Origin of the sequence: Chryseobacterium sp. JV274, assembly GCF_903969135.1 — a bacterium.
Taxonomy (GTDB): Bacteria; Bacteroidota; Bacteroidia; order Flavobacteriales; family Weeksellaceae; genus Chryseobacterium.
The window spans coordinates 704,007-717,490 of the sequence record NZ_LR824569.1 but is presented as its reverse complement, the minus strand read 5'-3'; the positions used below and the strand labels follow the sequence as shown (position 1 = coordinate 717,490).

The following is a 13,484-nucleotide window of genomic DNA, read 5'->3' as shown; positions in this document are numbered from 1 at the left end:
TATTTATAGGGTTGCTACAAATATTAGAATGTAGTAGCTATTTTTCACTGTATGTTGATTTTTTTTGTTTATTTGTGAAAATATAAATTATTAAATCATGAAAAAAATTCTATTAATTTGTTTTTTGGGATGTTTTATTTTTGTTTTTTCCCAGAAATTAAAACCAATTTCTCAAAAAGTCTCGGAATATCGTAATGGAAAAATAGACCTTAAAAGTTATGATCTGTTTGAGATCAATAAAAATCCTGATAAACTGGCTGAATACAAAAGGGCAGCAACAGATATTACTGTTATGTCTTTGAAGCCAGCAGAATTGAAAAGATTAATCAGAGAAAAACCTGATTTTCTTGAAGTATCTTTTCCTTTTGACGGTGGGAAGCAGATCACTGTTGAAATGTACAGACATCAGATCTTAACCAACGATTTTAAAGTTGTAACAGAAAAAGGAAAAGCAGTAGAGTATACTCCAGGCGTTTATTATCAGGGAATTGTAAAAGGAGATAATGCCTCTATTGTAGCTTTTAGCTTTTTTAATAACGATATCGTAGGAGTTGCTTCTACTCCCGAATTAGGAAATATAGTACTTGGAAAAGCTAAAAATTCTGAAGATTTTGTAAACTATTCAGATTCTAAGTTAACAGGCCCCAATCCATTTGCCTGTGAGATAGACGGACTAAAAGAAAATCAGACCCAAAGACCTGCTTTTAACCCTAACAATACCCATAATAAAAAAACGGATAATTGCGTAAGAATTTACTACGAAGCAGGCTTTGGTCCTTATACCCAAAATGGAAGCAATACGACTACCACCACCAATTGGGTGACTGCTATGCACAATAATGTTACAACATTGTACGCCAATGAGAATGTTAATGTAGCTTTAAGTGAAGTTTTTGTTTGGACAACCACCGATCCTTATGCAGGCTCACCAAGTGCAATTCTGAACCAGTTTAGAACCACCAGAACCACTTTTAATGGCGATTTGGCACAATTATTAAGAAATCCTGCTACAACAAGTATCGCATACGTAAATTCATTGTGTACCGATTACAGATATTCTTATTGTGGTATGAATTTTAATTATCAAAATGTACCCACTTATTCATGGAATATAGAAGCTATGACGCATGAGCTTGGGCATAATTTAGGTTCACCACATACTCACGCTTGTTTCTGGAACGGTAATAATACAGCTATTGACGGGTGCGGACCTGCTTCAGGAAATAACGAAGGATGTACTGCAGCTCTTCCTCCTGCAGGCGGTGGTACTATTATGAGTTACTGTCATTTGGTAAGCAGTGTAGGAATTAATTTTGCAAATGGCTTTGGGATACAGCCAGGAACACTGATCAAAAATACGGTAGATTCAAAAGGATGTCTAGGTACGAACTGCACAGCGTCTTGTCCTACATCCATCACAAATTTTAACATTAACAATATCACGCAGACTTCTGCAAATGCCACTTTTACAGATGCTGCTTCAACATCATGGAAATATAAACTGGCGACAGGTAGCGGAACGGCAGTATCTTCCGGAAATGCCAGTACACAATCTTTTAATTTTACAAACCTTCAACCGGCATCTTATTATAGACTAAGTGTAGGAACAGATTGCAGCGGGCCTAATGCCTTCCAGCTATCAAAGCTTTTTCTGACTGATGGAGCATGGTGTCATGGAACTCAGTTTTTAGATACAGGCGGTTCCACAGGTCAGTATGGAGATAATGAAGACCTTGTAAAAACATTTTATCCTACTCCCGGCTCATCTATGACAATGACATTTACAACATTCGATCTTGAACAGGGCTATGATTTTATGTATGTGTATAATGGCTCTTCTACAGCTTCACCATTATTCGCCAATGGAAATAATCTGAGTGGAAGCACAGTTCCCGGTCCTTTTACATCAACAGATCCTTCAGGTGCTATAACCGTAAGATTTGTTTCAGATGGAGGAGTTACAGGAAATGGCTGGAAGGTGAATTTCTCTTGCGGTGTCTTAGCAGTAGAAGATATCACCACCAAAAATAATTCAATAGATATTTATCCGAATCCTGCCAAAAATATGATAACCCTCTCTTCAAAAGAAAGATTAAAAGGGTATAAAATTTATGATGAAGCAGGAAGATTGGTCGCTTCTGATTCTTCCTTGAAAGGTAATAAACAGGAAATAAATCTTTCCTCAATTCAGACAGGAAACTATGTAATTACCGTAGAAACAGAGAAGCAGACAGTTAATAAGAAGCTCATCAAACAGTAATTTTTAAATATATCTTTGCAAAAGCCTGATAATATCAGGCTTTTTTATTATCTTTAATATAGAAAAAATTCGGCCTGAGTTTTGCTTATATTCAGCGGAATAATTTTTAACTTTGCAAAAAGATTTATTGTCAATATGACCAACCCTCTATTTTATGCAAAAATAATCCTGTTTGGAGAATATGGAATGATTGAAGATTCCCAGGGGCTTGTAGTACCTTACAGCTTCTACAAAGGAACTTTGAAATTTTCAGATCTGAGTTCTGAATTTGAACTTAATTCCAACAGACATCTGCAGAAATATTCTGAATATCTTACAGCACTTGATCTTTCTGACGATTTTAAGTTGGATATCGGGAGTTTCAAAAATGATATTTCTAACGGACTTTTCTTTGATTCCAATATTCCTCAGGGATACGGAGTTGGAAGTTCGGGAGCTTTGGTAGCAGCTATTTTTGAAAAATATTCAATCAGTAAGCTGAATCCAGAGAACATTTCAAAAAATAATCTTAAAAAATTAAAAGCTGTTTTCGGTGAAATGGAAAGTTATTTCCATGGGAAAAGTTCGGGAATGGATCCTTTGATCTGTTACATGAATCTTCCAATCCTTATCGAAAATAAAGAAAATTTAGACAGGGTAAATATTCCCGAAGGAGAAGAAGGAAAAGGGGCTATTTTCCTGATCGATTCCGGGATAACAGGGGAAACAGGTCCTATGATTCAGATTTTCTTTGAAAAAATGAAAACAGAAGGTTTCCGTAAAACCCTGAAAGAAGAATTTATCCGTTATAACAACGCATGTATTGAATCTTTCCTTAAAAAAGATATGAATCCTTTCTTTAGAAACCTGAAAAAACTTTCTCACTGGGCCTATGAACATTTCCGGCCTATGATTCCTGAAAGTATTTTTAATATCTGGAAAAAAGGTCTGGATTCTAACGCTTATTATCTTAAACTCTGCGGAAGCGGTGGAGGCGGCTACATCTTAGGATTTACCAAAGACTATGCAAAAGCAGAAAAAATGCTTGAAGGCTTCCAAAAAGAAGTGATTTACAGATTTTAAACAGGTTGGAATGAATTCTGAAAAAGAAACTTTCCAATCTAAAAATTATATATCAAAATCTTTACTGTACAGATTTTCACAATTTGTGGGCTTTCTGCTCGGAGCACGGTTTTTTGTAGCAGCTCTGCTGACATTTGCCCTCTATGTTTCCACTTTTTTCCTGTTTAATCAGGATGAATCTTTCAGAAAATTCGTCTTTGATTTCAAAGTACATGGTATTATTTTCTGTACCGTTCTTACTATTCTCGCCGGTGGCATCATCAATCAGTTCTATGATCTGGAGAAAGACCACGTCGTAAAACCTTTCAGAACCAGAGTTCAGAGTTTTATCAAGCAGAAATATTTTCTATACGCGTATCTCGCACTCAGTGCTATCTCTTTGGGAGTAGCCTGGATGATTTCCCATAATGTCTTTGTTTTTTTTGTGATTTATCAGTTCTTTATGTGGTTTTACAGCCACAAATTGAGCAGAATACTCATTGTAAACAACCTTACTTTCGTCAGTCTTACTTTGTATCCGTTCTTTGGAATGATGGTGTACTATGAAACCTTTTCAAAAAAGGTATTTCTGATGGCTGTTTTTCTTTTTCTTATTTTACTGTGCATTGATATAGTGAAAGATACCCTTACCAGAAGTGTAGACAAAACGTTCGGATATACCACAATTCCTAATTATTTTAAAAGCAGAAATACAAAATTGATCCTGACTTCTTTACTCATGGTTACCATGGTAGTTTCTATGAAACTCATTACCAAAACCGGTGTTACAGGATTCATGGCCTATTATTTTGCCGGAGGACTTTTTATCATGATAGTATGTATTTATCTTCTTATCAATGATTCCCGGAGAAGTAACTTCTTTACATTGAATATATTACGATTCTGGGTTTTCGTAGGAATTATTGCAATGCTTTTAAACGGAATAGAGCATAAATTATAAAAAAAATCTTTAAATAAACTGAGGTTATTATTACCTTTGCATAACTAAATTTAATAAATAGGAATGCCCATTTTTAATGATACTAAAGTTGCATTTGCAGACAAGTCTGATGCACAATTGAGAAAGGCTTACTGGATGTTTAAAATGATTGAACAGCCCGCTCTTACAAGCCTTGGAACTTCTGTTCTGAATTTTACAGTACACAACAATTTTCCTTTCGTTAACGGAATTGTAAAAAATACCTTATTTGAGCAATTCTGTGGCGGTGAAACCCGTGAAGAAAGTATGAAGGCTGTGAAACAGCTGTTTAAAAGAGGAGTTGGAAGTATTTTCGATTATTCTATTGAAGGTAAAGAAGATGAAGAAACTTTTGATGCGGTTTGCAAAGAAATTAAAGATATTGTTAGATTCTCAGTGGGAAATCCGGCCATTCCTTTTATTGTATTCAAACCTACTGCTTTCGGAAGAATTGATCTTTATGAAGCCGTTGGAAAAGGAGCGGAGCTTACTACCAGCCAGAAAGAAGAATGGGCAAGAGTGGTAAAAAGATTTGATGAAGTATGCAGTCTTTGTCACGAGAATGATAAAAAAGTAATGGTAGATGCTGAAGAAACCTGGATGCAGGATGCGGCAGACCATCTTTGTGAAGAAATGATGGAGAAATATAACCAGCAAAAACCTATCGTTTGGAATACCATCCAGATGTACAGAACAGGAAGACTGGAATATATGGAAGCCAATCTTCAAAGAGCAAGAGAGAAAAACTACTTCATCGGTTACAAAATTGTTCGTGGTGCTTATATGGAAAAAGAAAGAGCCAGAGCAGCAGAGAAAGGATATGCAGATCCTATCCAGCCAAGTAAAGATGCTTCAGATAAAAACTACAATGCAGGAATCGACTTTGTGATGAATCATCTGGATAAAGTTTCTGCCTTCTTTGGAACCCATAACGAAATCTCTTCAGAGCTGATTATGGATAAAATGAAAGCAAAATCTTTGGATACTGACAATCCACACGTTTATTTTGGGCAGCTTTACGGAATGAGTGATAATATTACGTTCTATTTGTCTGATAAAGGCTATAATGTGGCTAAATATCTTCCATATGGACCTGTAAAGGATGTTGTGCCATATCTTACAAGAAGAGCCAGAGAAAACACTTCTGTAGCCGGACAAACCGGAAGAGAGCTGGGACTTATCAAAAAAGAACTGGAAAGAAGAAAAAAATAACAATATTGTTCTTACTATACCTAACAGGCCTGCAGATTTGCGGGCCTTTTTATTGCAATCAACTTCAATACAGAAGCTCCATTATTTCTGAAGAAGCAGACTTTAGATTGTAAAATGAAATTAACAATAATCAACGCAATTATTATTTACATTAATTATATTTTAAAATAATACGATTTTTATTGTTGATTTAACTTTAAATATTTATATTTGATAGAGCCATAAAAAACCAATGTATGAAAATATTTTCATTTACCCTTTAGGGTAGTGCCTGTGACAGAATTTTTCCAAATACATAGACACCTTAACACTCTTATAAATAGCCGAAATTATAAAAAGCATATTATGGGATAGATGGTCATCATGAGATAAAAATTTCATCAGCTGGATATCCTATTCAATTTTAAAAAACAAAATAAAGCAATAGCTTTAGTTTTCTTCTTCAAATATTTTTTAACCTGATCATTTTCTTTGATCAGGTTTTTTATTTTTTAAGGCTCAAAACTTTCAAATTTTCCGTTTTCATAGAACAAAACAATACGCTTTATCTTATGAGTCTGATTACCAATTATTTGCCCTAACAGTTGATCTCCTGGATTTTCTAATCGCTGAGAATCTGATATTTTTTCAGGAGCTTTATCTTGGGCCGGTATAAACGATTCTCCAGGGCTTGATTTTGGAGATTCCATTTCAGTTTCAGCACTCCCGAATTCATCATCATCGTTCATCATGGTAAACAAGTCGGGGAGAGGCGTTGTTTTTATTTTTTCCTCTTCAGTATATTCCTCAGGAATTTCCGTTTCAGGCAGCTGGGATTTCAGCATCTCTCCTTCACCGGTAACCAGCCAATCCCACAGAAGCTCCGGGAAACGGGATTTTATTTTTATGATAAATTCAAGAGACGGTTTGTTTCTTCCTGATGTGATATGCGAAATGGATGAACGCTGTACATCAATCTCATCAGCAAACTCAGAAGGAGTAAGATTGGAATACTCTATGATTTTGGAAATTCTTTCATTTAAACTCATAAAAATAAGCCTTTAATTATTTTACAAATGTAACTCATATAATTTACAAATGCAAAATACAAATGTAAATAATTGAAATAACTTCCAATATACATTTGTAACATAATAGTAATGTATTTTAATCCAGTCTATTACAAATAAGTTACAATTGTATTTAATGATTATATTAATCTATTATAGAACTTATCAAGATTCATTCAGGTTACAATATTATAGTTTATAAATGTAAATTCATACGTTTTTAGAGGGTATTTTGTCCCTTAAATCTCTTGATATTTACTATTTACATTAATCAACCTAAACCTTTTTCCAGGGATATGAATACGGATAAATGCCTGTATTAAGCGATATAATAGATATTTTATAGATACTACAAGTGTAAATTACTAATGTAAAACACCCTGTTTTCAATCAATATAGCTCTTGATTAAGGAGAAGTAGTATTTCTATTAAACAACTATTTTTATCGCCAGCTAAATTGTTTCAAAAAACCATAGATTGATTAAAATTAAGAAGAGAATTTTGATTTTAAGGCCTTTTACATTTGTATAATATGATAAGAAACAAAGTTTTCCACAATTTTCATGTTTGATAAAATAACCCTCAAATGGCCAAAAACAGCCTTTTCTACACTTCAAGTATTCTTATAAATACAGTTTAGATGGATTACATAAAGTATTGACTTTTAGTATTTTAAATATATTGTATTAAATTATTCGCAATCCACAATTTTACCAACAGACAATATGTCATCTGCTACTGTTTAACAATGTTACAATTGTTAACTTATTTTTTTAAGCCGAATGCTACCAAGGTTTAAACTTTGTAAATTATTTTTAAACCATGAAACAAATGTAAATCATTGTGTTTTGACAATATTCACAAATGTTAATTTAAGTTTTTGCCTAAAAATGGCTAAATTTGTTTTTTGTAAACTATTCCCGAAATGAATTTTGAACAGATCTATTCTCAAACCTCCGATTTCTCAAATCGCTATATTTCCCCTGAAAAATTATTTTCTTACCTACAGACCAATCTCAGCAATTATATTCAGGAGATCGGAACATCCTATTTAGATAAGCCTATTTACCAGCTAACTATAGGAACCGGAAAGATTCAGGTATTGGCCTGGTCACAAATGCACGGAAACGAATCCAATGCGACTCATGCCATGCTGGACCTTTTAGTAAGTCTTGATAAAGCTCCCGAAATGAAAGAGGATTTGTTCAGTAAAATACAACTTGATTTTATATTCATGCTGAATCCGGACGGATCTGAAAGATGGACGAGACTAAATGCAGCCGATATTGATCTGAACAGAGATTTTCATAATGAAGCCAGTAAAGAGATTAAGTTTCTGAAAAATGCAGCAGCTTCAAAGAAATATGATTATGCATTAAACCTTCATGAGCAGAGAACGATCTTTACTACTGACGGTATTCATCCTGCTACGCTTTCCTTTTTGGCTCCTTCCGAAAATGTAGAACGTACGGTTACTGAAAACAGAAAAAAATGTATGGCAGTGATCGGAAATATATATAACCATTTGAAGGAAATGATCCCGAACCAGATCGGAAGATATTCTGACGAATTTTATCCTACTTCCACAGGAGATAATTTTATCAAAGCCGGAATGCCTACTATCTTATTTGAAGGTGGACACTTTATAGATGATTACACCAGAAAAGGAACGAGAAAATATTATACTATTGCTCTTTATTATGCATTGAAGGCAATAAGCGAACTGAATTCTGATATTACAGGTTGGGAAACTTACCTTGAAATTCCTGAAAATCAGGAAACCCATTATGATATTATTTATAGAAATGTAAAACTAAACACAGAACACGTCTGTATTCTGGATATAGCGGTTCAATACAGGGAGATCAAAGAAGAAGGGAAGGATGATATCTCTTTTATTCCTTTTGTGATGGAGGCCGGAGATGTAAAGAAAAGAAAAGGCTGGCTGGAAATAGACTGTACCGGAAAGAAATTTATTTCTGCGGCTAAATATCCGAAACTGGATTCCGTGGTGGATTTTAAAATTGAAGATTAAAAAATCGGCTGTCCCGCAGGACAGCCGATTTTGCTTTTTTGATATTCAATAGGAATGGGCTTTAACCCATTTTAGTTTCATAAATATTCATCCGGCTTTAGCCAAACTAAACCTTAGAAATTTTTAGAATTAAGATTTTTATTCAATGATTAAAGCTTAGTTCACAACTTTAATTCCATTGGCTACAAACCTGATCTCTTCTTTTGGCTGTGTAATTGCATCAATTTCAGCTTGTGGCTTCTTAGCATCTTCTGCATAATGTTTCTGCTCGTTCACAGAAGTTACTTTTCTTTCTGCATTACCTTCCAATACTACATTTTTACCTTTTAAAGCGGTAGGTACAAAGAAAGCATAGTCTTTCATTTTTACAAAAAACTTAGAATTGTCCTCCGTCTGAATCGTAAGCCAGCATCCTTTTTTATCACAAACATCAGTTACTTTTCCCTTAACAGCTACATTTTCAACTTTTTTGTTGTCTTTTTTAAGCTGTTTATTCAGATTATCTACTGTGATTGCTTTAGATTCGGCAGATGAAGTTACCTGGCCTCCATAAGTATCACCTACCAAAGCTTTTCCTGCCGGTGGACCGGATTCCTGTGCAAATGCTAAAGTAGAAACACTTACAGCGGCTGCAAATAATATAGCTTTAAATTTCATTTTTAATATTTTTCCCAAAAATACTAATTAATATTGAATCATAACCGATTTAAAAATGATAAAAAACAACTGTTTCAAGGATTTTTCAATAAAATTCAAAATGAAAGACAGATTTGATTATATTTGACCCCTATACTTGACTATGCAAAAAAAACTGAAACTATGGGACGCCATTATGCTGGTGATGGGTTCTATGATTGGAAGCGGGATCTTTATTGTAAGTGCTGATATGACGCGAAACCTGGGATCAGGTTTTTGGCTGATTGTGGTATGGGTTATCACAGGAGTGATGACCGTGGCAGCGGCAATAAGCTATGGAGAGCTTTCTGCACTGTTTCCGAAAGCCGGCGGACAATATACCTACCTGAAAGAGATTTTCGGTAAAAGGATGGGATTTCTTTATGGCTGGGGATTGTTTACCGTAATACAAACCGGAACGATTGCTGCCGTAGCAATGGCTTTTGGTAAATTTACAGCCTATCTGATCCCTTCACTTAATGATGCTGCCCCAATTTTTCAAAGTGGTGAATTCAAAATCACCTGGATACAGATTCTGGCGATTGCAGTTATTGTTTTGCTTACTTATATCAATACCAGAGGGGTAGAGAGTGGTAAAATCCTTCAGAACATCTTTACAGGTTCCAAAATCATTGCATTATTGGGCTTGATAGCTGCCGGTTTTATATTGGTAGATATTTCTCACCTATCAGAAAACTTCAGCTGGGGAACAGATTCTTTTAGTAATCTTAAAAAAGATTTGAGTGGTAATTTCATTAAAGAAGGCTGGGAACCAATTGGAGGAATGACTTTGCTGGGAGGAATTGCCGCCGCAATGGTAGGTTCTGTTTTCAGCTCTGTTGCCTGGGAAAGTGTAACTTTTGTTTCCGGTGAGATTGAAAACCCTAAAAAGAACGTTGTAAAGTCGATGATTTATGGGACTTCTGCTGTAATGATTCTTTATATTGCAGTAAACTATGTATACTTAAATGCATTAGACAGAGACGGAATTGCATTTGCGGCCAACGACAGGGTGGCGGTAGCGGCTTCACAGAATATTTTTGGAAGTGCAGGAACTATCATCATTGCTTTATTGGTAATGATCTCTACATTTGGATGTAATAACGGATTGATTCTGGCAGGAGCGAGAGTTTTTCAGACCATGGCAAAAGACGGAATGTTTTTTAAGTCAGCGGTAAGAAATAATAAAAATGAAGTTCCGGAAAATGCTTTATGGATGCAGGGAGTCTGGGCTTCTATTTTGTGTCTGAGCGGACAGTACGGGAATTTATTGGATATGATCTCTTTCGTGATTGTTCTGTTCTATATGATTACGGTTTTTGGAGTTATTTACTTAAGAATGAAACAGCCAGACTTGGAAAGACCTTATAAAACATGGCTTTATCCGGTGACCCCTGTTATTTACCTTATCATAGGAACATGTTTCTGTATTTTACTGTTAATTTACAAACAGCAATATACGTGGCCGGGCTTTGTATTGGTATTGCTGGGACTTCCGGTATATTATTTTATCAATCGAAAAAAGGCGGATGCTTAAATAAAATAAATATATTATAGATTAAGGGCTTTCAATTCAGTTTGAAGGCCCTTCTTTTGAATAATATTTTAATGTATTGTAACAATTATTTGGTGAAAATGCGTACTTTGGTATTCCGTTTTTAAATAAGCGGAACCATGAAGTAAAAACTATAAGTTATGGATACACCAAATTACAGAATGCCTTTCGTACCGTCTACTTTAATGACCGAAGGCGGAAGTATCGATACCTGCGATATGGGAGAAAGTATTGCTCACAATATTATGCTGCTGATCACCACCAAAAAAGGGGAGAACAGATATGATGAAAACTATGGAAACGATGTTTGGAATCTTGAATTCGATAACGGAGTAACAAGCGCCATCTGGGAAAACGTTTTTGTGAAAAGCTTAAGAAGACAAATCCAGGAATATGAACCAAGAATTGTAAGCCCGCAGATCGATGCCCATATACAATTTGTAGAGCACAGCTACGATACTAAAGAACACACCGAAATTAAAAAGAAAGTAAGAATTGCCATCAATGCAAAAATGGAGGAAACAGGAGAACGTTTCAGTTTTTCAACCGAATTGTTTCTAAGCCCGATGTCTATTGATTAATATTTTTAACAGCGAAAGAAAATTATGAATTTAGATCAGAATATTTATTCCAAAGAATCTGTAAAAGCAAGAATGCTTCAGAATGCAACTAAAGTTTGGGGACTCAGAAGCCCGCAGTCTTTAGATCCTTTTGTAAAACTGTTGATAGATGCATTCAGTACAGAAGTTTTTAAAGCGAATAATGAAATACAGACGGTGAATGCCCGTATATTGGAAAAGCTTGCAAAACTGCTGACACCGTCCATCTATACACATCCTATCCCGGCGCATTCCGTGGCTTTTACACAGCCTTATGATTCATCGGAAGTTTTATTGGAACATACGGAGTTTTTCTTCCGTAAACAGATGACTTCCACAGTAAAGTCAGAATCCGATAAACAGCTGAATATCCCTTTTACTCCGGTAGGAAATGTAAGAATCAATAAAGTTCATACCTCTATCATGTTTGTAGGAAATACCTGCTATAGCATAGATGACAGATTTAATAAAATTCCTATTGCAAGGTTCCAGGGAAGACCCGAAGATTATAGAAAAATCACAATAGGAGTAGATGTCAGCAAGTATATCAGTGAAAGTTTTCCTAAATATCTAAGTATATTCTGTTCCAATCCGGCTTTTGAACACCTTGATTTTGTCTATAAATTATTGCCGTACATTTCAGTGTCCAGCAATGGAAACCCTTTATTCGTAAGAGAAGGATTAAGCTATCTTGCAGAAAGCCAGACTGACGGTTACGAACAGATGTTCAAAGAGCAGTCCATTAGAAATAAGGTGATTGACGATATTAAAAGCATTTACCGCCATAAATTTATTGAAGTAACAGGAATTTCCCGAAGCTTGTTCTCAGAACCCGGACAACTTCCTCAGAATCTTGATTTCTTAGAAGGAAAGGAAGAAATTACAAAGTTTCTGGATAATAAAAGTTTCTTGTGGCTTACCTTTGAATTTCCACCGCAGTTTTCAGCAGAAATCCTTGATAACTTCTCGTTTGTACTGAATGCTTTCCCAATCTACAACAGAGGATGGAAAAAAACAGAATACAGTCTTGATATCATGGGAAATAATATTCCTCTGGTAACCGATGAAGGAGAACATTTCCTTTATGTAGATGAGGTACAGGACGGTGACGGAAGAAAGTACACCGAAATCCCTTTTACACCGGCAGATGATCTTAAAAAAGGTTTATATACCGTAAGAAAAGGAGGAATGGAACGCTTCACAAGCAGAAATGCAGTTGACATGATTGCTAATGTTCTTGAATTGACAAGAGACGAAATTGCAGCATTTTCCCTTTTGAACAGAGACAACGTAAAAGGAGTTCTCAGTGAAATGTCCGATAAAATGAAAACTATGGTGCAGAAAGTAAACAATGCCAAAAGGAATATCAGACAGGAACTGAATTATGTTATCATGGAACCGGTAGAAAAAACCGACCATACCTATGCTTCTTTCTGGGTTACCCATTGTACTTTGGCCAATCATATGCGTCCGGGAACAGAACTTTCCAATCAGTTGAAGTCACAAACTGTTGTATTGCTTAGCGAAACGTTAGGTGGTGCCGAAGAACAGAAAGGAACAGACAGTATTCAGGCTTATAAATATGCACTCACGACAAGAGATAAAATTATTTCATTGGAAGATGTCAAAAACTATTGCCGCATGATTCTGAAAGACGAGGTAAGAGAAGTGAGAGTAAGAAGAGGAACCATGATCAGCAATAAACCCAAAGAAGGTTTTGTAAGAACTGTTGAGGTAGAAATTATTCCGCAGAACTATTCTTTCTATGGAAGAGCTTATTGGGAGAATATGGCCAATATTATCAGAAATCAGATCATCGCCAAAGCCATTGACGGGATTGAATATGTAGTAAGAATAAACAATGAAGATGTCGATTTTCAGGATATGTAACCTTTAAATAAAATTAAAATCAGTTTAAAATATAAATGCCGTAGTTGATACGGCATTTCTTATTTCATTAAATTGAAAGATCTGCGGGATCAGCCAAATCAGCGTGAGGCACAATATTCAATAAAAGCGGGCTTTAGCCCGTTTAACAAAAAAATATATTCATCCGGCTTTAGCCAAAACCTGTATGAC

At 35.2% G+C, this 13,484-nt stretch carries 10 protein-coding genes; 8 read left to right on the top strand and 2 right to left on the bottom strand.

Annotated features, from left to right (window positions below; all coding sequences use genetic code 11):
• Nucleotides 1-97: 97 nt before the first annotated feature.
• The 4 genes from CHRYMOREF3P_RS03325 (at nucleotide 98) to CHRYMOREF3P_RS03310 (ending at nucleotide 5,492) form a co-directional block, all read left to right on the top strand.
• Nucleotides 98-2,260 carry a M12 family metallo-peptidase gene (locus tag CHRYMOREF3P_RS03325; RefSeq protein ID WP_232538964.1) on the top strand — a complete coding sequence of 721 codons (2,163 nt, stop codon included), beginning with the start codon at nucleotides 98-100 and terminating at the stop codon, nucleotides 2,258-2,260.
• A 135-nt stretch (nucleotides 2,261-2,395) separates the two neighbouring features.
• Nucleotides 2,396-3,322: a mevalonate kinase gene (locus CHRYMOREF3P_RS03320; protein WP_047385257.1), complete on the top strand. Its 927-nt coding sequence runs from the start codon at nucleotides 2,396-2,398 to the stop codon at nucleotides 3,320-3,322.
• A gap of 10 nt (nucleotides 3,323-3,332) precedes the next feature.
• Nucleotides 3,333-4,262: a UbiA family prenyltransferase gene (locus tag CHRYMOREF3P_RS03315; protein ID WP_180563855.1), complete on the top strand. Its 930-nt coding sequence runs from the start codon at nucleotides 3,333-3,335 to the stop codon at nucleotides 4,260-4,262.
• A 63-nt stretch (nucleotides 4,263-4,325) separates the two neighbouring features.
• The gene (locus CHRYMOREF3P_RS03310; protein ID WP_077417002.1) at nucleotides 4,326-5,492 is read left to right on the top strand and encodes a proline dehydrogenase family protein; all 1,167 of its coding nucleotides are present in this window, start codon (nucleotides 4,326-4,328) and stop codon (nucleotides 5,490-5,492) included.
• Nucleotides 5,493-5,983: 491 nt separating this feature from the next.
• Here the strand turns inward: CHRYMOREF3P_RS03310 and CHRYMOREF3P_RS03305 are convergent, their stop codons facing one another.
• The gene (locus CHRYMOREF3P_RS03305) at nucleotides 5,984-6,520 is read right to left on the bottom strand and encodes a helix-turn-helix transcriptional regulator (protein WP_180563854.1); all 537 of its coding nucleotides are present in this window, start codon (nucleotides 6,518-6,520) and stop codon (nucleotides 5,984-5,986) included.
• 946 nt (nucleotides 6,521-7,466) lie between these two features.
• On the opposite strand from CHRYMOREF3P_RS03305, the gene CHRYMOREF3P_RS03300 reads away from it, so the two are divergent.
• Nucleotides 7,467-8,576 (top strand): M14 family zinc carboxypeptidase, encoded by a 1,110-nt coding sequence (locus tag CHRYMOREF3P_RS03300; RefSeq protein WP_180563853.1) that lies wholly within the window; start codon nucleotides 7,467-7,469, stop codon nucleotides 8,574-8,576.
• A 156-nt stretch (nucleotides 8,577-8,732) separates the two neighbouring features.
• Here the strand turns inward: CHRYMOREF3P_RS03300 and CHRYMOREF3P_RS03295 are convergent, their stop codons facing one another.
• Complete coding sequence (locus CHRYMOREF3P_RS03295) at nucleotides 8,733-9,233, bottom strand: DUF4920 domain-containing protein (RefSeq protein ID WP_077417008.1); 501 nt, start codon at nucleotides 9,231-9,233, stop codon at nucleotides 8,733-8,735.
• A 142-nt stretch (nucleotides 9,234-9,375) separates the two neighbouring features.
• Here CHRYMOREF3P_RS03295 and CHRYMOREF3P_RS03290 point away from each other — a divergent pair, with 142 nt between their 5' ends.
• The 3 genes from CHRYMOREF3P_RS03290 to CHRYMOREF3P_RS03280 all read left to right on the top strand — a co-directional run bounded on the left by CHRYMOREF3P_RS03290 (nucleotide 9,376) and on the right by CHRYMOREF3P_RS03280 (nucleotide 13,295).
• Nucleotides 9,376-10,788 (top strand): APC family permease, encoded by a 1,413-nt coding sequence (locus tag CHRYMOREF3P_RS03290; RefSeq protein WP_077417010.1) that lies wholly within the window; start codon nucleotides 9,376-9,378, stop codon nucleotides 10,786-10,788.
• 158 nt (nucleotides 10,789-10,946) lie between these two features.
• Nucleotides 10,947-11,387, top strand: coding sequence for a GPW/gp25 family protein (locus CHRYMOREF3P_RS03285; RefSeq protein ID WP_047374475.1), 441 nt, complete (start codon nucleotides 10,947-10,949; stop codon nucleotides 11,385-11,387).
• Nucleotides 11,388-11,411: 24 nt separating this feature from the next.
• Complete coding sequence (locus CHRYMOREF3P_RS03280) at nucleotides 11,412-13,295, top strand: type VI secretion system baseplate subunit TssF (RefSeq protein ID WP_077417012.1); 1,884 nt, start codon at nucleotides 11,412-11,414, stop codon at nucleotides 13,293-13,295.
• The last annotated feature ends 189 nt before the right edge of the window (nucleotides 13,296-13,484 follow it).